This is a genomic window from Herbaspirillum sp. NPDC101396, assembly GCF_044767365.1.
In the GTDB taxonomy this organism is placed as follows: domain Bacteria; phylum Pseudomonadota; class Gammaproteobacteria; order Burkholderiales; family Burkholderiaceae_D; genus Herbaspirillum.
In genome coordinates, this window is record NZ_JBIWNT010000001.1 from 869992 (window position 1) to 893073 (window position 23082).

A 23082-nucleotide genomic window follows, 5' to 3' on the forward strand; every position below is an offset into this window, starting at 1 on the left:
CTTGATTAATTCTCTATTGCGCCATGCGGGCGCGAATCGTCAGCGCCAGATTGTCGGCCGTCAGTTCTTCCAGCGTCATGCATTCGGCGCCGAGCGCTTGCGCCAGTTGAGCGGCGCGGCCCAGGCGGACGTAGCCGGTTTCGGTATCGAGCACCATCGCCGGTGTGCCGCGCGCGGCCAGTTGCTCGGCCAGCGCCAGCGTCTCGCGCCAGGGATCGCCGCCGCTTTCAAGCGCGACGTTGCCTTTGCCGTCACTGAGCAAAACCAGTAGCGGCGGCGCAACTCCGGCGGATTGTTCCAGTGTCTGCAAAGTCAGTTGCAGCGCATGCGGCAAGGGCGTGCGGCCACCGGTCGGCAGTTCGCGCAAACCTTGCTCCGCCAGATCGACGCTGCGTGTCGGCGCCAGCAGCAGCGACGCCTTGTCGCCGCGGAAACCGATCACCGCCACCTGGTCGCGACGCTGGTAGACGTCCGTCAGCAGGGCCAGCACCGCGCCCTTCACCGCTTCCATGCGGCGCTGCGCAGCCATCGAACCGGAAGCGTCCACCACGAACAGGATCAGGTTGGCGGTCTTGCCGGCCTTGACCTTGCCGTGCAGATCGCCTGTCTGCAATTGCAGCACCGTGCCCTCTTCCGTGCCTTCTGCAGCGCTGCGCAACACGGCGCTGCGCAAGGTGGCGCCGACGGCCAGGCTGGCCGGGTTGCTGTCCGGTACCGCGCGGATCATGCGGCCGCGCGTGGCATCGGCAGTATCGCTGCGGCGGCCGGCGAGCGTGGAGACATTGTTCACAGGGGCGTCGACTTTTAACTGACGTGCATCACCGACGTTGGCGGCGGCGAACACCTGCTGGCCGTCGCCCGATTGATCGTTGCTATCGGAAGGAGAATCCGATTGATCCTGGCCATTACCTTCCTGTTGCTCCGGTGGCATAGCCTGCTGCATCAGATCATCGAGCTTGTCCTGATCCAGCCCGGGCTGCTCGAAGGGCTTGCGGCGACGGCGATGCGGCAGCACCAGCTCGGCGGCGGCGCGCACGTCGTCCGGCGTGACTTGAGCACGGCCGTCCAGCGCGGCAAATGCACGCGCAGTCTTATGCATAACAATATCGGCACGCAGACTGGCGACTTCGAATTCGCAGCACAGATGGCTGATCAGATCGAGCAAGGCATCGCTCAGCACGACTTGCGGCAGCAAAGTCTGCGCAGCGGCGATACGCACGCGCAAAGCGTCTTGTTCATCACTCCACTGCGCAGCATAGGCAGGTGGATCGGCTTCGTAGGCAAGACGGCGGCGCACCACGTCGGCACGCAACTTCTTGTCGCGCGGCGCGACGACTTCGACCATGAGACCGAAGCGGTCGAGCAGTTGCGGACGCAGGTCGCCCTCTTCCAGGTTCATCGTGCCGATCAGCGTGAAGCGGGCCGGATGCGATACCGACAGGCCTTCGCGTTGCACCGAATTGACGCCCATGGCGGCGACATCGAGCAGCACGTCGACCAGATGGTCCGGCAGCAGATTGACTTCATCGATGTACAAGATGCCGCGATGCGCCGCGGCCAGCAGACCCGGTTGCAAGGCGTTCTGATCGCCCTTCAATGCGCGTTGCAGATCGAGCGTGCCGAGCACGCGGTCTTCCGTCGCACCCAGCGGCAACGTGACGAAAGGTACGTTCGCCGAGATTGCTTTGGCATCATTCCGGCAGACAGCACAATGTTCGGCAGGCTGACCCGGCAGGCAATTGAAGGCGCAGCCGGCGATGCGTTCGACCGGAGGCAACACCGCCGTCAGGGCGCGCGCGGCGGTGCTCTTGGCGGTGCCTTTGTCGCCGCGAATCAGGACACCGCCCAGCGTGGTATCGACTGCGCACAGCAGCAAGGCATTCTTCAGTTGCGGCTGCCCGACGATCGCCGAAAATGGAAACAGAGGAACGCTCATATCAGACTCCACGCGGGGTTTCGCCGCGCGCCTCCAGCAAGGTTTCGCTTTTGAGATAAAGCTGGCGCAGGTCTTCCAGCGTCTGCGCCTGCGGCTCTTCCCACATGCCGCGGCTGGCCGCTTCCAGCAGGCGTTCGGCAATCGCGTTCTGGGCCCAGGGATTGGCCTCTTCGAGGAAGCGCTGCATGCCCGAATCGAAGGCGTAAGTCTGCGCCAGTTGCTCGTACATCCAGTCGTCCATGACTTGCGCCGTGGCGTCATAACCGAACAGATAGTCGACTGTTGCAGTCAGCTCCAGACCACCCTTGTAACCGTGGCGCTGGATGCTGTCGAGCCACTTGGGATTGACCACGCGCGAGCGGAACACGCGCAGCGTCTCCTGCTTCAGATCGCGCACCTGGGCGCGCGCCGGGTCGTGGCTGTCGCCGAAATAATGACGCGGCTGCTGTCCGGTCAGGGCGCGGATCGTCGCGATCATGCCGCCGTGATATTGCAGGTAGTCGTCGCTGTCGAAGATGTCGTGTTCGCGGTTGTCCTGGTTGTGCAAGGCCACTTGCACGCCCGACAGGCGCGTGCGGAATGCGTCGCGCTGGTCGCTGCCCTGCTTGTCGCCGAGCTTGCGCGCATAGGCGTAGCCGCCCCAGTTGATATAGGCCTCGGCAAAATCAGCATCGGCCTGCCAGTTCTTTTCCTGGATCAGCGGCAGGATGCCGGCGCCGTAGCTGCCGGGCTTGGCGCCGAAGATGCGATAGGCGGCGCGCTCTTGCGCCTCATCCTTGTCCAGGCCCTTGCCTATCCAGTCGCCCAGTTCCTGCAGGTAATGCTTGCGCACGAAATTCTGGTCGAGCGGCTCATCGAGTGCGATCACGGCGTTGACGGCGTCGTCGATGAGGTCGATCAGTTGCGGGAAGGCGTCGCGGAAGAATCCGCTGATACGCGTCGTGACGTCGATGCGCGGACGCTGCAGTTCCTGCAGCGGCACCACCTCGATGCCGAACACCTGGCGGTTGCCGGGACGCCATACCGGTCGCACGCCGAGCAGGCACAGAATCTGCGCAACATCGTCGCCGTGGGTGCGCATGGCGCTGGTGCCCCAGATGCTGATGGCGACGCTTTCCGGATGTGCGCCAGTTTCGCGCACGTGGCGTTCCAGTACTTCACGCGCGAGCTGCTGGCCGACGCGCCAGGCCGATTGCGACGGCACACTGCGCGGATCGACCGAATAGAAATTGCGCCCGGTCGGCAGGATATGCGCCATGCCGCGCGTGGGCGAACCGCTCGGGCCGGCCGGCACGTAGCCGCCTTCCAAACCGAGCAGCAGATTGCCGATCTCGTCGCCGGCGCGATGCAGGTTGGGCAGCAACTGGCGGCAGGTGAAATCGAGGACACGACGTAACGCTGCGAACTTGTCAGTTGTCGGCGCCGGTGCTTTGGTAAGCGCCGGGGCTGCGGCCGGAGGTCTGGCGCGCGCCTGCATCTTCATCTGGCCGATTACGCTGCCCGGTTGACGCAAAGAAGCAGTTTGCAGGCGCGGCTTGTCGATGCTGAGATCGCCGAACATGGATTGCAAGATGCCGTCGACGGCACCGGCTCTGTACTCGCGCTCCTGCAAGGCCTGCATCAGCCGCACGCACAAATCATCGATGGCTTCGATCGCATCGGCGCGCGTGACCACGGCGCGGCCGGCGATACGCGCCAGCGCGCTGTCGGCGTTGAGGCGCTGGCCCTTGTTCTCCAGCAGCATGTCGAGCTTGAGGCCGAACAGGCGCGCCATTTCTTCCTGCAGACCGGGGATGTCCTGGTTCGGCAGGCGCGTCAACGACACCAGCATGTCCGGCATCTGCGTCACATCCGGTGCGCGGCCGAGGATGTGCAGGCCGTCGCGGATCTGCGCGGCACCGAGTTCACACAGATAGCCGTCGAGGTCTTCGATCAGGTGGGCGACGTCGGAGCCGCCCATGGCGCTGAGCGCTTCAGGCAATTCGCCCTCATGGCTGTGGTCGTGCGGATGGTCGTGATCGTGGTGGTCATGACCGTGATCGTGTCCATGCACATGGCCGTGATGATGGTGATGTCCATGTTCATCGTCATGGTCGTGATCATGATGGAGCAGCTTCATCTGCAGGTCGCTGTCAAGATTGGTCTGTTTGACCAGTTCCCAGATCTGCTGCTGCAGCAGCGGTAGCTTGGACGGGTCCAGCACTTCCACTTGATAGTACTCATCCACCAGTTGCGTCAGCTGCGCCAGCGCGCCGTAACTGTCGGCGGTGGTCATCGGCGGCGTCAGGTGATCGACCACGACCGCGTGCCCGCGCCGCTTGGCCTGCGAACCCTCGCCCGGATCGTTGATGATGAACGGATAGAACAGCGGCATGTCGCCCAGCAACGCATCGGGGAAACAATTCTCCGACAAGCCGACACCCTTCCCGGGCAGCCATTCCAGCGTGCCATGCTTGCCCACGTGGACGATGGCGTCCGCGCCCCATTCATCGCTTAGCCACCGGTACAGGCCGTAGTAGTGATGCGTCGGCGGCAGGTCGGGTTGATGGTAGATCGCGTCCGGGTCCATGCCGTAACCGCGCGGCGGCTGCAAGGCGACGAAGGCGTTGCCCAGCTCCACGCCGGCGAATGCCAGATGATTGTCATGGACGTAGGCGACACCGGGCGCGACGCCCCATTGCGCTTCGATCTTTTGCTGCAAGACGTGCGGCAGCTCCGCGAACCATTCGGCGTAGCGCTCTGCCGACACGCGGCCGACGGCGTGCTGCAACTGCTCGCTGGTCAGATAGGTGTTGTCGTAGGAGCAGCGATCGACCAGCGTATGGATCAGCGCGCTGCCGCTCTCGGGCAAGTCGCCGATGGCATAGCCGGCGTCGCGCATCGATTCGAGGATGCGCATCAGCGAGGCCGGCGCGTCGAGGCCGACGGCATTGCCGATCTGTGAAGCCTTGCTGTTGGAGTTGGTGAAGATGAAGGCGATGCGCTTGTCGGCATTGTCGAGCGCGCGCAAACGCGCGAAGCGCGCCGCCAGGCCGGCGATGCGTTCGACGCGGTCGGCCACGGGATGAAACTCCACCACGTCGCCGGACAAGCCCGCCGCCTGCGCCTTGAACGACAGCGGCACGCTGATGATGCGGCCGTCGAACTCCGGCAGCACCACGTTCATGGCGGCGTCGAGCGGGTTCATGCCGCGCGTCGAGATTTCCCACTGCTCCTGCGTCATGCCGCTGGTCATGGCCTGCAGCACGGGCACGTTGAGTTTTTCCAGCACCGACACCGACCAGCCCGCAGGCGTCGGACCGCCCGGCGTGATTTCGCCCATCGCGAAGGACGTGGTGTTGATCAGGACGTCGACATGTGCGCCCTTCTCTCCCGCGAAATAACTGAGCGCCGCCGGCAGATCGGAGTCCGCTGCCGAAGTGCGCAGCGAGGCCGTAAAAATCGGCAACACGTCCATGCCGCGCTGCTCCAGCGATGTCACCAGCGCATCGACGAAGCGCGTGTTGCCGCTCATCCAGTGGGCGCGATAGAAGATGATGCCGACTGCCGGTTTGCGGCGGCCTGCTACATCAATGCGCGATTTAAGTCTGAGTTGAAGCCAGTCGGCAATGCCCGCATCCTGTTCGAGATCCGGATGATAGATCCCGTGATCAGGCAAGGCCACGGCGGACTCGTAAGCGAATCCGGTCAGCAGCAAACGGTCCGACACGAAGCGTAGAAATTGCGCCAGGTTCACGCTGCCGCCGCCGTGGAAATACGCCAGCGCCTCGCGCAGCACATCGGTCGGGACAGTCGACACTGCCGCCAGTTCGGCGTCGGGCTCACCGGCGCCGCTGAGCGCAATCAGATGGCGTCCCTGACGTTGCGCATGACGCAGCAGTTCGGCAAATCCGGCAACACTGCCGAGACGGCCGAGGATGCGCAGCACGATGATGTCAGCGTCGGCCAGTTCGTTCTGCAACAACTCGCTCATGCGTGTTTCGTTTTCTACGCCTTGCAGGTTGATGCCGATGGTTGGCGGAAAATCGGCCGGCAATTGCGTCAACGCGTGATGCAGGATCGCCAGGTCGGTGGACGCATGGGTCAATACGGCAATGCGTGCAGACGTTGCAGCGACGGATTGTGTTGCCTGGTCAGACATTTTCTGGTTCCTCGGGATTGACGTCGCCGCTGCCGAGGCGATGGAAGATCAGGTCGGTGACTTCGCGCCCGCCTTCCAGATGCTCGACCACCACGCGTTCGATCGCGGCGGCATCCTCGCAGCGATACCAGACGCCTTCGGGATATACCACAACGACCGGCGCCTGCGCCTTGCAGGCCACCATGCAGTGGGTGCGCGTGCGCTTGACGCGCAGCTCGGGGCGCGCGTCGATCTGCTCGCCGAGCACGGCGAACATGGCTTCGGCCAGCACGCCGTTTTCGGTGCAGCGCGGGCCGGTGCACATCAGGACGTGGCGGTGGTGGGTTCTCATGCGTTCAGTTTCTTAATAACCAAAATGCCGATCCGGCTGCAGTGACCGGATCGGCATCCAAAATGACAACCTGAGTTTCAGGCGAATTTTCAGACGAATTTTTTATAGAAGTAACCGATCAGTCCGCCCAACGTCAGCCAGAATATGCCATTGGCCAATGCGGTGGCGTGGATGAACGCCTGCGCCAGCTCTTCCGGCGCGGCGCCGCCCGGCACTGCCGGATGCGGTGCGCCGATCAGGTGCGGCACAACCACCAAGACCAGTCCCAGCAACTTCAACGTCCAATGGCGCGCATAGACGCCGAGACCCAGGCCGGCGGCAGTCAATCCGGCCGTCATGATCCACCACAACTGGCGCGCATGCAGCGGCGCCGCCACGGTGCCCGGCACTTCCGGCGGCAAGCCCAGCGACGGTGCGACGAAGAACACCAGGTAACCGGCCACGCCCCACAGCAATCCGGAGCGCCAGGTCACTTTCTTGCCGCTGACCAGGATCGCGGCGGCGAGGAACAGGCCGAAGCCGATCGCCATGCTGACGTTGGCCAGCACGGTGTAAGCGGTACGCTCGAAGCCGTTGGCAGGTTCCCATTCATCGGCGTGTTCATGTTCATGCTCGTGAGCTTCCGACGCGGCAGGCGCGCCGGTGGAAGCTGCAGCAGAAGCTGGTACCGCGGCGGCGTGCGACTGCTCATGCGCCTTGGCGGCTGCGGCTTCTTCGTAGACTTCCGCCTGCAGGATAATGCGGGAGACTTGCGCCTGCTGCACGGCCGTCAGCAACAGGCCGGCCAACGCGCCGGCCAACAGGACGACGGGGGCAATCCGTCGCAATACTGCGAAATTGATCATCGGGGTAGTCCGCCTGGCGTCTTAATGGCAAGGAAAGCCGGCCGAATGACGACCGTCATGCGCGGCGTTGTGCAGTTCCACGGCGGAGGCAAATCCGGCAGCGTAGATCAGTGCGGCGCCGAGCACGAATGCGGTCAGGCCAGGCAGGATGCGATCGCGCCAGAGTCGCGCGCCGGAAGCAGAATTGGACTCGGAGTCGAGTGTATCGGTATCGTGGGCGGATGCGCCGGTGATGATTGCCATGTGTTTTCCTTCGGATGGGCCTGAGCCGGATTGAAACCAACCGCTTGCGGCGCTAAAGCGAAGCAGCGCAGCGGAACCGTCACGAAGGAAAATCAGGAAACAACGCGGGGTGCAAAGAAACAGCATTCCGGAAGCAGTCCGTCGATCGCCCTCCGCGATGCAAAACAAGTCGTTATACCGAGGGCCGGTCTCCGGGCTTGCGAATGGTTCACAGCGAGCATGATCTCGCCGGAACCGGAATCTGCGCCTTCCCATGCCGTGTTGGTAACACCGGTGCACAGTGGCTGGATGCAGATTCGCTGATTCGCTTACCGTTGCGGGGGCAGCGTGGGTTTTGCCTGACGGATCACATGGCATTGCAAACGATGATAAATAGCAATTCACCGACGTTCACTGCAATTGACCGACAAACGCACCGACTTCCCGATTAAATCCAGCGAATGACTATTCGCAGGATACCCAAGGCAATGCTACCCCGGCAGTATAGGTGTCGCGCGCCATTCTGGCAACCTGGAATCGGCTTGCAGAAACGCTTGCGGGCCGGTTATCCAAATGGATAACCGGCCCGCTTTGGGCTTCAGCAGAAGCCTGGATTACTGCGTGATTCTGTTACTGATTGGGCCCTCTCGCGACCTTTTTGGGAGGCTCCGGGGTCAGGTTGATGGGGTCACTGGCGGGAAACGTGTCTTCCAAGGCATCGTCGAGATCGTGATCACGCTTGATCTTTTTCGACTCCTTGACGCTATCGGTCTGTTTTTCGAGCTCACGTTCGTCGGCGGCGACGATGTCTTCGCCGCCTTCCTCGTCACTGGCGACCTGCTCGACCGACTCCGGCACTTCCGGAGCGCGGTCCCGCGAGCCGCGTTCGACCGAGGCACGCTCGCCGGTGCCGTGCGAATCGCTGTCGGCTTCGGTGGCGATGTTCATCATGTCGCTGCCGCTGTCCGAGCTGTCGCCCGGCCCAAGCGCGTGGTTGTCGTGGCCTTTGCTTAATTGCCGATCGGAAGTCGGCAAGACGTCTGGATCCAATGTGCTGGTTGCCATGATGCTGTACTCCTCATGTGTGATGCTTGATTGTTCGTGCACGGCTCTACGCCATTCTGATCGGCGTCTCGGGCGGCTCGGGGATGCCGGGCTCGGGCGGATTGAGAGGCGGATCTTCCACCGGGTTGTATTCGTCCGGCGGGATGTCTTTAGGTGGCGGCGCGGTCGGCGGCGTTTCCTGCGGTTCTTGCGGTGTATGCATGCGCACGCCTCCTCACATTGGATTCTGGTGAGGAATCGGATCCTGCGGCGGGCTCGGATCCAGCGGCGGTACTTCTACCGGCGGGATGTCTTGTGGCTTGTGCATGGAATGTCCTTTCTGCTGCAATTTAAGCTCAAGGTCGAGCTAAAAGCGACGCGGGTCGAAGGCAACGCCGACCATTCACGTCACAGCGACAGGCTACCCGCTGGCGCGGGCGCTGCGTATAGGACAAACACTTTTTCGGGCTTCCGCAACTCTTACGCCGGCGCCACCCCAAGCAGGGAGGGACGGCGTGGTGTCAATTGCGGAGCGATTTCCGGAGCAGTCGCCAGCAACTGCAACTCGCCGGCTTCAGCGGCGGAACCGACCCGGAACGCACTGACCGCATCCCACAGCTTGCGCGCCTGCTCCTGCATGTCGGCGGTGGCGATGGCGGCTTCCGCCACCAGCGTCGCGTTGGTGCGCGTGACGGCATCGATGCCGGCAATCGACTGATTGAGATCGGCGATGCCGCGATGCTGGGCGTCGCTGGCGGCGGCGATCTCATCCATGATGCCGACCACGTGCTCGACCGAATCGACGATATCGCGCATGGTGCGTCCGGCGTCGTCGACCTGACGGCTGCCGGCATCGATGCGCTCAACCGAATCACCGATCAACAGCTTGATTTCCTTTGCAGCTGCGGCGCTGCGCATGGCGAGCTGACGCACCTCGGTTGCCACCACGGCAAAGCCGCGGCCGAGCTCACCGGCGCGTGCGGCCTCCACCGCAGCATTGAGCGCGAGGATGTTGGTCTGGAAGGCAATGCCGTCGATCACCGAGATGATGTCGACCACCTTGCGCGAACTGTCCTTGATCGAGGTCATCGTACCGACCACCGAAGAGACGATCTCTCCACCCCGCGAGGCGACGTCCGCTGCCGACTGTGCCAGCCGGTTGGCTTCGCCGATCTGCTCCGCATTGCGGCCGACGATGTCGGCCAGCTCGGCCATGGCGCCTGCAGTCTGTTGCAAGGAGCCGGCCTGGGCATCGGTGCGCGCCGCCAGATCAGTGTTGCCGACGGCATTTCGCTGCGATACGCGGAAGATGCTTTGGGTGCCGTTCCGCACTTCGCTGACAGTCTGCAGCAAGCTTCGATTCATGCTGCCCAGGGCGTTCAGCAACTGTCCTGTCTCATCCCTGCCGCCGGTCGCGATGTGCGCCGTCAGATCACCTGCCGCCACGCGGGAAGCCAGACTCACCGCTTCGTTAAGCGGACGCGTGATGCTGCGATTCAGGCGCCATGCCACCAGCACCGCCAACAACATCGCCACTGCACAAATCGCAATGGTCGCCAGCGTGGTGCGACGGCCGCTCTGCGCGAAATCGTCCAGGTCGCGCTGGATCTGCCCCTGTTCCAGTTTGACCAGCTTGTCGATGGATTCCAGCCACTGGCTCTGCAGGGGCGCCACTTCGGCATTGAGCAGCTTGGTGGCCTGCCCGGCATTGAAGCCGGCGGCGAATTCTTCCGCCTGCCGCATGAACGGTTCGCTGCGGCTGTCATAGGCGGCCATATCCGAGATGATGGCGCGCTCTTCTGCGGTGACGCCGAGCTTGAGCAAGGCATCCTGATTGACGCGGTAGCGCTTGCGTTCGATGCCGATGCGGGCCATTTCCTTTTGCATGGCGCTGAGATCGGTCAGCGTGCCGACGTTGCGCGCGGCCTGGCCTTGGCGGAAGAGGCTTTGGCGCATCAACGCGGCGATTTCGGATTTGCCGTTGGTGTGGCTGAGCGCCGCGGCCAGCTGCTCCTGCGCATGTTGCGCGGACAAGCCGGCCAGCGCAGTAACGGCGGCCATCAGCACCAGAATGACGCCAAAGCAAAGCGACAGCCGGTGGCCGATCTTCAACTGCATCAGCGGTTTCAGACGGGAAAATCTCATGCGGTCTCCTGTGTTTCTGATCAGGCGCCGACCTGGCAAGAGACTTGAGCAGAATACAAGCTGGCCGACGTTATTTTATGTAGTTTTACTAGTTTTTATTTATTCTGGCACAGGATGTCGATTATTTCCAGCGAATTACGCCTTAAATACGCTGCTTCTCCGAGCAATTTCAAATCAAAGTAAAAAATGTGAATGTAGTAAATGTAGTTTTATTACTTTACTTCTTCCCCGGATGTGGCGTCTCCCTTGACCGCAACGCGCTTGCGCCAATACAGGTGCATCAACGGCGTTGATGAAATGCCATGCAACAGGATGGACAGCGCCAGCACCGTCAGCACATCCTGCGCGATGCGCGCATTGAGCTTGTCATGCCAGAACTGCAGCACGAAGCACAAGTAATAAAGCGAGCCGACGCCGCGAATGCCGAACCAGGCGATCAGCCAGCGATGCGACGTCTCGGTGCCAGAGCCGAGCAGGCCAAGCGCCACTGCAATCGGACGCACGATGAAGAACAGCAGCCCGGCAATCAGAACGCCCTCTCCCGACAATCCGTATTCGGATAACAGGATGCCAATCAGCAGCACCATGAAGAACTCCGCGAAATGCTCCAGCTGCTGGTTGAAGCCAAGCACGGTTTCGGTCAGGTAAACCGGCGCCTGTTCAGGATGAACGGCAGCGGCGTTCTTGCCGCTGTCCTGCGCGGCGGCAATCAGTTCGCCGGCCGGCTTGTCGCCGCTGCTGGCAGACTCCACCTGGCGCATCGCCAGACCTGCTGCGAACACGGACAGGAAGCCGATGCCGTGGATCAGCTCCGCCACGCCATAAGACAGCATGATGATGCCGATCGCCATGAATTCCTCCATGCCGAGCGCGAGGCCGAAACGCTGGCGCGCAAACAGCACCAGACGCGACAAGGCCCACCCCGCCAGCGCGCCGCAGCCGATGCCGGCGAACACACCCCAGGCGACGAACCAGCCAAAGTGATCGACCTGGGCAATTTCGTCGGTCACACCCAGCAGCATCAAGGCCAGGATCACGAACGGGAAGGCGCTGCCGTCGTTGAGACCGCCCTCGCCACTCAGCCCGAAACGCAACTGATCGGGATCATCGACATTCTTGATCTGGACATCGGACGCCAGTACAGGATCGGTCGGCGCCAGGATAGCGGCCAGCAGCATGGCCACGGCAAACGGCAGTCCGAACAGGAAGGCGATGCAGATCGCCAGCAAAGGCACGGTAATCAGCATTGACACCACGCCAAGGCGCAATGGAAGCCACCACAAACGACTGCCTTCGCCGCGAAAAGCCACCCGGAGCTTGAGTCCGACCGTAAACAGCGACAGCAGCAAGGCCACGCGCGTGATGACGGTCAGCGCGTCGGCGTGCGATCGCAGATCGATGTGGATCAGGCCGATGCCGGCAGGCCCCAGCAGCCAGCCGATCGGCAGGTATAGCATGGCCGCGTTGAATGGCAGTCGCTCGAGCACTGATTCGAGGAATACCATGAACATCAGCAGGATGCCGGCGATCAGGAAATAGACGGTAGGAATGTCGATGTGCGCTCTCCGCTTGGTACAGGTAGCAACATGTGAAAGCGGCAGCTGACTTCCGATGAGGTCAGCTGCCGCCTGTGCGCCAAGGCGCGATGAATGAATCCGATGCTAACGTCGGGGAAACAACGCCTCAATGCTGCTCGGAAGCGGCGCCATCCTTGCTGCGAGGCACCAGCCCGTCGTCGGCGTTGGCGCCCGGATCTTCGGTGCCGTCCGGTTCGACCAATTCAGCCGGCGTCGTTGTCGGGGGCATCGAAGGCCGCACCGTGGGAGCGACCGCAGCGGAACGCAACAGCTCGGTCGAAACCGGCGTCAATTCGCTGGCGTGCGCAGAGACGTCGCGGGCATTCTGACCACTACCGGTTTCGAGATAGTTGTCATCGCGCGCATCCGATTCGTCACCGGTCAGATCGCCTCCGGCTTGTTGATCGGTGAAACGTGGCGTGCCCTGATAAATCGGGCGCCCCAGTGGATCGACAAAATTGGAGCGAGCCTGTTGCCGGCCGGACGGAGGGGTGTCCTGCCCTTGCTGCTGGTTTTGCGACTGGCTCTGCTGGGCCGGCGGCTTTTGCCCCGAGTGGGATTTTTCGTCAATGGCTGCCATGTGATTCTCCTTGCCTGTGTGGTTCGCCTGCTGATTGTGACTGCGCTCACTGCGCGCCTCACACTCCGTGATGGCATGCAGGATCATGCTTTCGGCGAACATGTCGCGATGTCCTAATGCTTGCGCGCCGAACCCGACTTGCGGCCGCCGCCGGAAACCTTGTTCTCGGTGGCCCAGGCACGGCGTTCCGCTTCTTTATGATTGACGCCGCGCTTTTCATAGCCGGCTTCGATGTGAGCGGCCTCGCGTTTTTGCTTGTCAGTATAGGAAGATTTATCGCCTCTGGGCATGATGAACTCCTTAAGCATGATGGAACATGATTGGTAGTTCATCTTAGGCAAGTCGGCCGCTCCTGCCAGCAGGACAGGCACTTATTCCCCTGTAGGAGGACCAGCAGAATCAGGGGATGAAGGAAGACGCGGCGGTGGATGATACGACAGCGTGAGGCGGCACCGAAACGCCCGCCTCACATCTGCAAAAAAAGAGTTCAACCGCCGGCGAGCGCGGCGGTGACGATTTCCTGTGCTTCGGCAAAGATGCTCTGCAGATGCTGTTCGTCACGGAAGCTCTCGGCGTAAATCTTGTAGATACTCTCAGTGCCGGAAGGACGCGCGGCGAACCAACCGTTGTCGGTAATGATCTTGACGCCGCCGAAGGCTTTGCCATTGGCCGGAGCGGTGGTGAGAATCTGGCGGATCTCTTCGCCGGCCAGTTGGGTGGACCGCACGTTTTCAGCCGACAGTTTCGACAGCAGCTTCTTCTGTTCAGGCGTTGCCGCAGCTTCGACACGGCCGTTGCATGGCAGTCCCAGCTGCTCGGTCAGGCCCTGATAGATTTCGCCGGGATCGCGGCCGGTGCGCGCCGTCATTTCCGCTGCCAGCAAGGCAGCGGTGATGCCGTCCTTGTCGGTGCTCCATGGCGTGCCGTCGAAACGCAGGAACGATGCGCCCGCACTTTCTTCGCAGCCAAAACCGAGGCTGCCATCCTGCAGGCCGCCGACGAACCATTTGAAGCCGATCGGCATCTCTTGCAGCGGGCGATGCAACTGCGCCGCCACGCGATCGATCATCTGGCTACTGACCAGCGTCTTGCCGACGCCGGTGTCGGCGCGCCATTCCGGGCGATGCTGGAACAGATACGACACCGCAGCCGACAGGTAATGATTGGATGGCATCAAACCGACGCTCTTGGTGACGATGCCGTGACGGTCATGATCGGTGTCGCAGGCAAAGGCGATGTCGAATTTATCCTTCAGCGAAATCAGTTCGCGCATCGCGTATTGCGACGACGGATCCATGCGGATCTGGGCATCCCAGTCCATCGGTACGAAACGAAATGTCGGATCCACTTCCTGATTGACGACGGTCAGCTTGAGGTCGTAACGATCAGCGATGGCGCCCCAGTAATGCACGCCGGCACCACCCAAGGGATCGACGCCGATGCTGATGCCGGCGTCACGGATCGCACTGAGGTCGATGATGTTGGGCAGATCGTTGATGTAGGTCTCAAGGTAGTCGTACTGATGCGTGCTGGCGGCGCGCACGGCGCGATCGTAGGGGATGCGCTTGACGTCGCGCACAGCGCTCTGGAGATAGACGTTGGCGCGTTTCTCGATCCAGCTGGTGACGTTGGTGTCAGCCGGACCGCCGTTAGGCGTGTTGTACTTGAAACCGCCATTGTCGGGCGGGTTGTGCGAAGGCGTGATGACGATGCCATCGGCTTGCGCCGAGGGATGCATGCGGTTGTGCATGAGAATGGCGTGCGATATCGCTGGCGTGGGTGTGTAAGGCGTCCCGCGCGCCACCATGGTCTGCACGCCGTTGGCGGCGAGCACTTCGAGCGCACTGGCGAAGGCCGGCGCCGATAGTGCATGCGTATCGATGCCGATGAAGAGTGGACCGTTGATCTTGTTTTCGGCGCGGTAGTCGCAGATCGCCTGCGTGATTGCGAGTACGTGCCATTCATTGAAACTGTAGTTGAGCGAACTGCCGCGATGCCCCGAGGTGCCGAATGCCACCTGATGCGACGCGATGCCCGCATCGGGACGCAGGCTGTAATAGCTGGTCACCAGCACGGGGACGTCGACCAGGGAAGAAATAGCGGCGCGTTGGCCGGCCAGAGGGCTGATGCTGCTCATGTAATGTCGTTTCTCAGAATAAGGAGATAAATCTTTGGGGCATAAACCGGTTGTCCGACCGCAGGCATTGACGCAGTCACGCCTGCACGCGAATTGGATTCGCCTGGCCCCGTATTGTAGCGCTGTAGCGCCGACCACAGCCGACGGCATGCGTAGCCGTGCATTTCGGATATCTGTTGATGCGGGCTGGAATGTCGAAGGAAATGTTGCGGCGAGACGATCAAAGAAACAGCGGGACTACGAGATCCGTTGTATCACGTTCGTCTGGTACGTCTGCCATGCACGTTACGCCATGCTGACCATGGGCAGCGCATAACCTGCTTCGCGCAACTTGCTGCGTCGCGCCTTGTTAGCGGCCGCGAGTTCTTGCAGGGACATCGCGCGCTCTTCCGAATAGCTGCGCGTGATGCTGCTCTGCTCCACTGTCGCCAAGGCCTGCGCCAGTCGCGGATAGAGGTTCTCACGGCGTCGCTGATTGGCCTGCGCCAATTCCGCCTTCACATCCTCAGTCAGCACATGAGGCTGGCTTGGCTGGTAAGGCTGCGGCACGCTGGAAAGCGCACGTGTGGACTTCGTCGAGCTGCCTGATGCCACGCCTGACGAATGGATGGAAATGATTCTGTCGTTGGTTTCTGTGGTCTGCATGATCTTCACTCCCGCAATGAAGGAATCTTCTGCACGTTTTTACTGTACACGAGATATCGACTGCGAACGATACATGAGTGACAACGTCCGCAGTCTTCGTCTTCTTTGTGTGACTTTTTCCGCATGCCAATATCGGCGTCAAATGACGCCCTAAGCGCGCCGGATGAGCCTCAGGATCAGGAGAAGGACAACCGCGCCGATGGTGGCGGTAACGATGGATGCAGCGATGCCGCCGCCGATGCCGATACCCAGCAAACCGGCCAGCCAGCCGCCGATGAAGGCGCCGACGATACCCACCAGAATATCAACCAGCAAGCCGAAGCCGCCGCCCTTGACCAGTACGCCGGCCAGCCAGCCTGCTACTGCGCCGATGATCAGCCAGACAATAATTCCATGAGACATGATGTTCCTTTCAAAGTTATTTTTCTTTAAACCCGCAATGCAACTCAATGCAACGTGTGACGTCCCAAACGAACATCGCAAACGAACATGACAAGCGAAGTTGCAAGCGGCTGACAGAATCTTATTTGCCGGACCGAAACGGCAATATCGGACAGCGGCCAATTCCCTTGTAGGACAAGCGGCAAGCGCCCGCGTTCAGGGACTTCGCGGCTTGTCCTACATTCTCGAATTCCTACAAATCAAAAGGAATGTTTCCTATAGCCAAACACCGGTCGGTTTTTTTATGCTGGCGTCAACTAATTAACGGGGGAAACACCATGCATCAACTTCGCAAGGTTCGAACGCATATCAACAACCGCCTTGGCAACCGCTTTGACGACAGGTCGTCGTGGCCTTTCCTGGCAGCCGGTTTCCTAAGCCAGGCCTGTCCCGGCGCGGCGCCGCTGTTTCATTCCTGCGCGATGCTGGTGTCGCTGCACAAGAGCAAGCGTCAACAACGTTCGCCCATGCAGAAATCCTGACCACCGTCCTTGCATTCATTCCATATTCGTCCCTCGTTCGATCATCAAGGAACATCATGAAAAAAATCACTAAAGCCGTTTTCCCCGTTGCGGGCCTCGGTAGCCGCTTTTTGCCTGCGACCAAAGCACAACCAAAAGAAATGCTGCCCATCGTCGACAAGCCGCTGATCCAGTACGCCGTCGAAGAAGCTGTTGCAGCGGGCATTACCGAAATGATCTTCATCACCGGCCGCAACAAGCGCGCGATTGAAGATCATTTCGATACCGCATACGAACTGGAAAGCGAGCTCGAAGCCGCCGGCAAGACCAAGTTGCTGGAGTTTGCGCGCAACGTCATTCCGAAGCATGTCAATTGCGTCTATATCCGCCAGTCGGCGCCGCTGGGTCTCGGCCATGCCGTGCTGTGCGCCAAATCGCTGGTCGGCGACGAACCGTTCGCCGTTGTACTGGCGGACGATTTCATGGATGCGCCGGAAGGCGGCAAGAACGTGCTGGCGCAGATGCTGGACGTGTTCGATACCGAACAGAAGAGCCTTCTCGCGGTGCAGGACGTACCTCGCAGCGACACCAAGCAATACGGTATCGTCAGCACGAACCCTGGCAGCGCCCATAGCGATCGCCTGGATGTTATCAGCGGCATCGTTGAAAAACCGGCGCCGGACGTCGCTCCTTCCACACTCGCCGTGGTCGGCCGTTATGTACTGACCCCGGGCATCTTCGAACGCCTCGAAAACATCGGCAAAGGCGCCGGTGGCGAGATCCAGCTGACCGACGGCATCGCCGACCTGATGCGCGACGAGACCGTGCTGGCCTATCGCTACGAAGGCCAGCGCTACGACTGCGGCTCCAAGCTCGGCTACCTCAAGGCAACCGTCGCGATGGGCGCCAAGCACGTAGAAGTCGGCAAGGAATTCAGCGAGTACCTGCGCGAAGTCCATGCCGCCGAGGAAGAAAGCAAGATCGAACATCCGCCAGTGCGTCTGGCCAAGATTGCCTGAGTCACGTCTGCATTTCGTCTGATTCACCGCAATCCAAAGGTTTTTTGTAGCGCCGTAGTCTCCTGTAGTGTGCAGTAGTTTTTTCATTCACCTTCCCCCTCTTGGCCTGTCCTCGCCCTCTTCAACGATGGCGGCGACAGGTTCCTTTTTTTGAGCGACGACGTCCCGGTCATCCGTTTGAAACACGCTTGTCATTTTGCTGCCGCAATTGTGTGCAAGAATAGTTGCGGACCGCAGTCCCCACTGTCCCCACAATGACGTTGCGCCCAAGGAGCCGGCAGCCGCATGGATCAGAAGCTACCCGAACTGATTGAACTGGAACGCATCATCCAGGCCGGCGCGCCGCTGCTCGAAGCACGCTCCGCCTGCAACATCGAATTCCTCGGGCGTCATTTCCCGGTGTATGTACTCAGCATCGGCAGCAGCGATCCGCAAGCGCCGGCGGTCGGATTCTTCGGTGGCGTGCACGGGCTGGAACGCATCGGCACGCGCATCCTGCTGGCCTTCCTGCGCAGCCTGCTGGGCCGCCTCAAGTGGGACAAGGTCCTGCATCACCAACTGGAGTCGGTGCGCCTTATCTTCATGCCGCTGGTCAATCCGGCGGGCATGTGGAACAACACCCGCTGCAATGCCAACGGCATTGACCTGATGCGCAATGCGCCGGTTGATTCGCTGGAAAAAGTCCCGTTCATGCTCGGAGGCCAACGCTTCAGCGCACGCTTGCCGTGGTACCGCGGACCGGCCGACGCGCCGATGCAAGTCGAGGCGCAGGCGCTGTGCGACGTCGTGCGGCAGGAACTGAGCAGCCGCAAATTCAGCGTCGCGCTGGATTGTCACTCCGGTTTCGGCCTGCAGGACCGTATCTGGTTTCCGTTCGCGCACAGCTCGCAACCGATACGTCACATGCCGCAAATCCAGGCGCTCCAGGACTTGTTCAGCCAGACCTACGCCGACCACAATTACCTGTTTGAACCGCAGAGCATGCAATACCTGACGCATGGCGATTTATGGGATTACCTGTATCTGCAGACCGCCGCCGAGACCGACCACGTATTCCTGCCGCTGACGCTGGAGATGGGTTCGTGGCGCTGGGTCAAGAAGAATCCGCGCCAACTATTCACACGCGCCGGCATGTTCAACCCGAATAAGCCGCACCGCTTGCAACGCGTGCTGCGCAGCCACCTGGTCTGGTTTGATTTCCTTACGCGCGCCGCTTGCGCGCATCAGCACTGGCTGCCCAGCGAAGACGGTAGCACGCCGATCAGGGTGACGCCGGCATGAGGACGTGGATCCTGTTGCGCGGCCTGATGCGAGAAACCCGGCACTGGGGAGAATTTCCGCAGGTGTTTGGGACATACCTGCCGATGGACGATATCGTCATGCTCGACCTGCCCGGCAACGGCAGCCTGCATCGTCAGCGCAGTCCGGACCACGTACACGCCATGAGCGAAAGCTGCCGCCGCCAGTTGCGGGAGCGCGGCATCGCCCCGCCCTACAATCTGCTGGCGCTGTCGCTCGGCGCCATGGTCGCCTGTGATTGGGCCACGCGCCATCCCGACGAGATTGACAAGGCAGTGTTGATCAATACCAGCCTGCGTCCGTTCAGCCCGTTCTACCATCGCCTGCGTCCGCGCAATTATGCGACGCTGCTGCGACTGGTCATCGGCAAGGATGACGACGCCTGGCGCGAGCGCACCATCCTGCGACTCACCGGCAATCGCCATCCGCCGGCACGGCTGCTCAGCGAATGGATGCGCTATCTGCGCGAACGGCCGGTGACACGCGCCAACGCCTTGCGCCAGTTGTCGGCGGCGATGCGTTACCAAGCGCCGCTGCGGGCGCCGGCGACGGACTTGCTGGTGTTGTGCGGGATGGGTGACAAGCTGGTCAATCCACACTGTTCCCGAACACTGGCACAGCAATGGCAAGCGCCGCTGCGTGCGCATGACAGCGCCGGGCATGACCTTACATTGGATGAGCCCGATTGGGTAGCGCAACAGGTCCGCAACTGGATATCGGAGGGTGATGCATCATGATGCGATGCGTATTCAAATGACGATGATAACGATTACATCGCTTTCACTTGAAAGAAAAACCGGTAAAAAACGTTGAAATCAGGCGGGCAGCGCGTTTGCGATTGCCCAACGCAGTAAAAAAATATATATTGTTTATATTATTTTTTAATGGAGCAACCATGGCAACACAAAAAACTCAGGCAAAACCAGCTGTACGCGCAACAGCAGCAAAGCCAGCCGTCAAGGCAGTGGTCAAAGCGGCGGTCAAGACTCCTGCGGTGAAGAAGCCCGCAGTAAAGAAGATTGCTGCCAAGCCGGCAGTCGTGGCCAAAAAGCCAGTCGCCAAGGCCGTCGCACCTGCACTGAAGAAGCCGCTGGCGCCGATCGCCAGGACCACCGTGAAGCCGGTCACAAAACCGGTTGCCAAAGCCGTCGCCAAGATCGAAAAGAAAGCCGAACTGAAGCTCAAGAAAGTCAAGCAAGTGCGCGACAGCTTCACCATGCCGGAAACCGAATATGAAGTGTTGGGCCAGGTCAAGAAAGCTTGCCTCAAGGCCGGATTTGAAATCAAGAAGAGCGATCTGCTGCGCATCGGCGTGTCGCTGATCAAGAACCTGGAAACCGGCAAGCTGAAGACGCTGCTGGCAGGCCTGACGCCGCTGAAGGTCGGCCGTCCGAAGAAATAAGCAGTTGTCGCCTGTAACCTCATCCCCGGGGATTGACTGCCGGGGATGAAGCAGCGCTTCCATGCCCTGTATCTTTGCTTTGCATCGCGGCTTTACGTTCCCGCCTTAATCCGCCCCCTGCGCATCAAAACACCGGCAAACGCTCCAGCGTATGGCCCGCCCCCGCTTCGCCTTCTTCAGGATCGAGAATCGCGATCGTCTTCAGTCCCGGCTTGAGCTTCACCGCGTGCACGCGCGGCCCTGCCACAACGTGTTTTCCTTCCGGGAAAATCGTCCATACCTCTTCGCCGTACTTGAGCGCTTCCAGCACATGGATGATGTGGCTTGCGCTCGGCGCGGTGGTCCAGCGATTGGTATCGGTGTCCGCCAATCCCCAACGCACGTATTGCACGTGGCCTTGCTTGTTGAAATTGACGGCGGTAATGATGCGGATGACGGGCATGTATTCCTGGAAAGGTTGTTGTCCTGCTCAGCTACTTCTCGGCTACTTCTCGGCTACTTCTTGCCGCCGATGGTTTTCAGCGGTGTCCATTTCTGATTCCGGACCTGGTAGATGGTAAACACCGGATTGGCAAGATTGCCTTCCTGGTCGAACGCCACCAATCCCGTCAGACCATTGTGCCTGACCTGATGCATCGCTGCCACTATCCGTTGCAGGTCGAGAGAATTGGCCTGGCGGATCGCTGCCACCAGCACCTGCACCGCATCATAGGAAAAAGGTGCATACAAGCCCATGTCCTCACCGTGGCGGCTCTTGTAAGCCTTGTCGAACTGCTGCCATTGCGCGCCCTTGTAAGCGGCCGGACCGGGCTCCAGCGCGATGGTGCCGTTGCCGGCTTCGCCCGCCGCCTTCAGGAACTGCGGACCGACCGTACCGCCGACGCCGACCAGCGGAGCGTTGATGCCGAAGCGGCGCAACTCACGCGCCAGTTGTCCGGCCTGCGCATCCAGCCCGCCAAAGAAGACCACGTCGGGATTCTGCTTCTGGATGTTCTTGAGCACCGCGTTGAAATCCGAGGTGCGGCTGCTGATGCCGTTCCGGCTGACGATAGTGCCCTTGAATGATTCGACCGACTGCGCGAACTGACTGGCGTAGCCATTGCCGAACGGAGTCCGGTCGTCAATGATGGCGATGCGTTGCGCCTTCATCTGGCGCACCACGTATTCGGCGGTGTAGTACGCATTCTCGTCATCGTGCGGCACGATGCGAAAGGCGGTCGGGAAGGATTGCTGCGTATAAGCGTGCGACGTCGTGGCCTGGGCGATCTGCACGACATCGGCCTTGTTGTAGATACGCGAGGCCGGGATGCCGACGCCCGAGTTCCAGTGACCGATGACGCCGACGACGCCGCTTTTCACCAGATACTCCGCCACCAGCAGGCCGGTGCGCATATCGGAGCGGTCGTCCTGCACCAGCAGCTTGAACACCAGCTTGTCGCCGTTGATGCGCAGGCCTTGCCGGTTGGCGTCCTCCACCGCAATTTCCGCCGCCTGCACCAGACTGGCGCCAATGGAGCCCGAGGCGCCGGTCAATGGCGCCGCATAACCTATCAGTACCGTCCGGTCTTCGGCCGTTGCGGCCAAGGACAACAACGCTGCTGCACCCACACACAGCAGTTTCAAGGAACCCAGCAGCTTCATTCGTTCATTTCCCCAGATTCTTAACAAGTCGCTTGCATGAAAGACATCAATAACCTCGGCGGATATCGCAAGTTTTATGCCTGTTCTCGTGGGAATGTACCTCAAAGAACGACTGCGAGCATGACAAATAAAAGAATGCTGCTGTCAGGAAATTGCAGCTAATACCGCAGCGAAATATCGGAAGATCCGAAGGCCATAAGGCCGGGCTCAAAAAGCCAGTTCGCCCGCGACGTCCTGCCCGACCTCGAGCAGATAGTCCCAGCCCTGCACCACGATCGCGTTCTGACCGAACGTCAGGCCGCCGCCGACGCGGTCGTTGGCGCGGTAAGCGGCCATCGTATCGAGCGGTTCGTCAGGCCAGTCGGCATCGCGCAGGCCGGTCTGCTGGTCAATGCCGGGCACCGGACAGCGCGCACACGGCTTGACCAGCTTGAGCACGACTTCCCTGCCGACCGGACCGAAGCTCAGCGTGTCGAGGTAATCTTCTTCGTAGGCCTCCAGTCCCGACAGCACCAGGTTGGGCCGGAAGCGATCCATCGGCAATGCCGGCGCGCCTTTCTTTTGCAGGCGCAGGTTGAGGTCTTGCAGCGATGCTTCGCCCACCACCAGAATCGGAAAACCGTCGGAAAACTGCGTCGTCGCCGTGAGGTCTCCGGTCCAGCGCTGGCTGCAGACGCGCCGGGACTGCGGATCAAAACGCACCAGCCGCACATCGGCCTGCAGGTAATCCGAAAACCAGCGATGCGCAGCGGCGCCGCAGTCAAGCGCTTCGACGCCGTCATCCCAGATCGTCACCGGCAATCTCGGAGCGCCCTGCTCGATGCGTGTCGGCAAGTGAAGGGCGGCCATGCCGGGCGCACGCACGGTCAGCAGCGCCGGCGTATCGTGCTCCAACGCTGTCGATATTGTCGCCATGCGTCCATGTTCGCGTTGCGACAGGAAGCGTCCTTCGCGGTCGACCAGCATCCAGCTGCGGTCCAGGTTCAGGCCGAACACGCCGACGGCGGTTTGCTGCAAGCTGATGCCGCCGCAGGATTTGATGGGATAGATGTGCAAGGCGCTCAGGGTAATCATGGGTCGGTCTTCACTGGGATATTTTTATGATTTGAAGCAATCCGCATGGCTGCGCCCTGCGCTTCCGCCGGGCATGCGACAATCCGCATTCGCCGGACTGCCAGCAGTCCATTGCCGGGTTCACCACATAGATCACTTTTGC

The 23082-nt window shown here is 61.0% G+C and carries 22 protein-coding genes and 1 riboswitch; of the genes, 5 read left to right on the top strand and 17 right to left on the bottom strand.

Going from position 1 to position 23082, the window contains the following annotated elements:
- Positions 1–13: 13 nt before the first annotated feature.
- The 14 genes from ACIROY_RS03865 to ACIROY_RS03930 all read right to left on the bottom strand — a co-directional run bounded on the left by ACIROY_RS03865 (position 14) and on the right by ACIROY_RS03930 (position 16005).
- On the bottom strand, positions 14–1936 hold the full coding sequence (locus tag ACIROY_RS03865) for a putative cobaltochelatase (protein ID WP_402339803.1): 1923 nt from the start codon (positions 1934–1936) through the stop codon (positions 14–16).
- A gap of 1 nt (position 1937) precedes the next feature.
- The gene (locus ACIROY_RS03870; protein WP_402339806.1) at positions 1938–6077 is read right to left on the bottom strand and encodes a cobaltochelatase subunit CobN; all 4140 of its coding nucleotides are present in this window, start codon (positions 6075–6077) and stop codon (positions 1938–1940) included.
- Positions 6070–6408: a ferredoxin gene (locus ACIROY_RS03875; protein ID WP_167735699.1), complete on the bottom strand. Its 339-nt coding sequence runs from the start codon at positions 6406–6408 to the stop codon at positions 6070–6072. The genes ACIROY_RS03870 and ACIROY_RS03875 overlap by 8 nt, the downstream gene beginning before the upstream one ends.
- An 89-nt stretch (positions 6409–6497) precedes the next feature.
- The gene (locus tag ACIROY_RS03880; RefSeq protein WP_402339809.1) at positions 6498–7253 is read right to left on the bottom strand and encodes a CbtA family protein; all 756 of its coding nucleotides are present in this window, start codon (positions 7251–7253) and stop codon (positions 6498–6500) included.
- A gap of 21 nt (positions 7254–7274) precedes the next feature.
- A complete protein-coding gene (locus ACIROY_RS03885; RefSeq protein ID WP_402270957.1) occupies positions 7275–7496 on the bottom strand; it encodes a CbtB domain-containing protein in 222 nt (73 codons plus the stop codon).
- A gap of 164 nt (positions 7497–7660) precedes the next feature.
- Positions 7661–7974: riboswitch (cobalamin riboswitch) on the bottom strand.
- Positions 7975–8105: 131 nt separating this feature from the next.
- Positions 8106–8540 carry a hypothetical protein gene (locus ACIROY_RS03890; protein WP_402339812.1) on the bottom strand — a complete coding sequence of 145 codons (435 nt, stop codon included), beginning with the start codon at positions 8538–8540 and terminating at the stop codon, positions 8106–8108.
- A 46-nt stretch (positions 8541–8586) separates the two neighbouring features.
- Positions 8587–8742 carry a hypothetical protein gene (locus ACIROY_RS03895; RefSeq protein WP_402270954.1) on the bottom strand — a complete coding sequence of 52 codons (156 nt, stop codon included), beginning with the start codon at positions 8740–8742 and terminating at the stop codon, positions 8587–8589.
- A 257-nt stretch (positions 8743–8999) separates the two neighbouring features.
- On the bottom strand, positions 9000–10664 hold the full coding sequence (locus ACIROY_RS03900; protein WP_402339815.1) for a methyl-accepting chemotaxis protein: 1665 nt from the start codon (positions 10662–10664) through the stop codon (positions 9000–9002).
- Between the two features lie 212 nt (positions 10665–10876).
- Positions 10877–12175, bottom strand: a complete 1299-nt coding sequence (locus tag ACIROY_RS03905; RefSeq protein ID WP_402339817.1) for a cation:proton antiporter — start codon at positions 12173–12175, stop codon at positions 10877–10879.
- A gap of 172 nt (positions 12176–12347) precedes the next feature.
- Positions 12348–12923, bottom strand: coding sequence for a hypothetical protein (locus ACIROY_RS03910; RefSeq protein WP_402339820.1), 576 nt, complete (start codon positions 12921–12923; stop codon positions 12348–12350).
- An 11-nt stretch (positions 12924–12934) separates the two neighbouring features.
- On the bottom strand, positions 12935–13111 hold the full coding sequence (locus tag ACIROY_RS03915; RefSeq protein WP_402270946.1) for a hypothetical protein: 177 nt from the start codon (positions 13109–13111) through the stop codon (positions 12935–12937).
- A 197-nt stretch (positions 13112–13308) separates the two neighbouring features.
- A complete protein-coding gene (gene pgm / locus ACIROY_RS03920) occupies positions 13309–14958 on the bottom strand; it encodes a phosphoglucomutase (alpha-D-glucose-1,6-bisphosphate-dependent) (RefSeq protein ID WP_402339823.1) in 1650 nt (549 codons plus the stop codon).
- 285 nt (positions 14959–15243) lie between these two features.
- Complete coding sequence (locus ACIROY_RS03925) at positions 15244–15603, bottom strand: hypothetical protein (RefSeq protein ID WP_402270941.1); 360 nt, start codon at positions 15601–15603, stop codon at positions 15244–15246.
- A gap of 150 nt (positions 15604–15753) precedes the next feature.
- Complete coding sequence (locus ACIROY_RS03930; protein ID WP_402270938.1) at positions 15754–16005, bottom strand: GlsB/YeaQ/YmgE family stress response membrane protein; 252 nt, start codon at positions 16003–16005, stop codon at positions 15754–15756.
- 317 nt (positions 16006–16322) lie between these two features.
- Here ACIROY_RS03930 and ACIROY_RS03935 point away from each other — a divergent pair, with 317 nt between their 5' ends.
- From ACIROY_RS03935 to ACIROY_RS03955, 5 genes are all read left to right on the top strand, one after another.
- Positions 16323–16526 (top strand): hypothetical protein, encoded by a 204-nt coding sequence (locus ACIROY_RS03935; RefSeq protein WP_402339826.1) that lies wholly within the window; start codon positions 16323–16325, stop codon positions 16524–16526.
- Between the two features lie 56 nt (positions 16527–16582).
- Complete coding sequence (gene galU / locus ACIROY_RS03940; RefSeq protein WP_402270933.1) at positions 16583–17524, top strand: UTP--glucose-1-phosphate uridylyltransferase GalU; 942 nt, start codon at positions 16583–16585, stop codon at positions 17522–17524.
- A 285-nt stretch (positions 17525–17809) separates the two neighbouring features.
- Complete coding sequence (locus ACIROY_RS03945) at positions 17810–18805, top strand: M14 family zinc carboxypeptidase (protein ID WP_402339829.1); 996 nt, start codon at positions 17810–17812, stop codon at positions 18803–18805.
- Complete coding sequence (locus ACIROY_RS03950) at positions 18802–19560, top strand: alpha/beta fold hydrolase (protein WP_402270927.1); 759 nt, start codon at positions 18802–18804, stop codon at positions 19558–19560. The genes ACIROY_RS03945 and ACIROY_RS03950 overlap by 4 nt, the downstream gene beginning before the upstream one ends.
- Positions 19561–19718: 158 nt before the next feature.
- Positions 19719–20225 carry a hypothetical protein gene (locus ACIROY_RS03955; protein ID WP_402270925.1) on the top strand — a complete coding sequence of 169 codons (507 nt, stop codon included), beginning with the start codon at positions 19719–19721 and terminating at the stop codon, positions 20223–20225.
- 124 nt (positions 20226–20349) lie between these two features.
- On the opposite strand, the gene ACIROY_RS03960 is transcribed toward ACIROY_RS03955, so the two are convergent.
- From ACIROY_RS03960 to ACIROY_RS03970, 3 genes are all read right to left on the bottom strand, one after another.
- Positions 20350–20667, bottom strand: a complete 318-nt coding sequence (locus ACIROY_RS03960) for a hypothetical protein (RefSeq protein WP_402270922.1) — start codon at positions 20665–20667, stop codon at positions 20350–20352.
- Between the two features lie 53 nt (positions 20668–20720).
- Positions 20721–21866, bottom strand: a complete 1146-nt coding sequence (locus ACIROY_RS03965) for a branched-chain amino acid ABC transporter substrate-binding protein (protein ID WP_402339832.1) — start codon at positions 21864–21866, stop codon at positions 20721–20723.
- A gap of 207 nt (positions 21867–22073) precedes the next feature.
- A complete protein-coding gene (locus tag ACIROY_RS03970; protein ID WP_402339835.1) occupies positions 22074–22940 on the bottom strand; it encodes an MOSC domain-containing protein in 867 nt (288 codons plus the stop codon).
- Positions 22941–23082 lie beyond the last annotated feature (142 nt).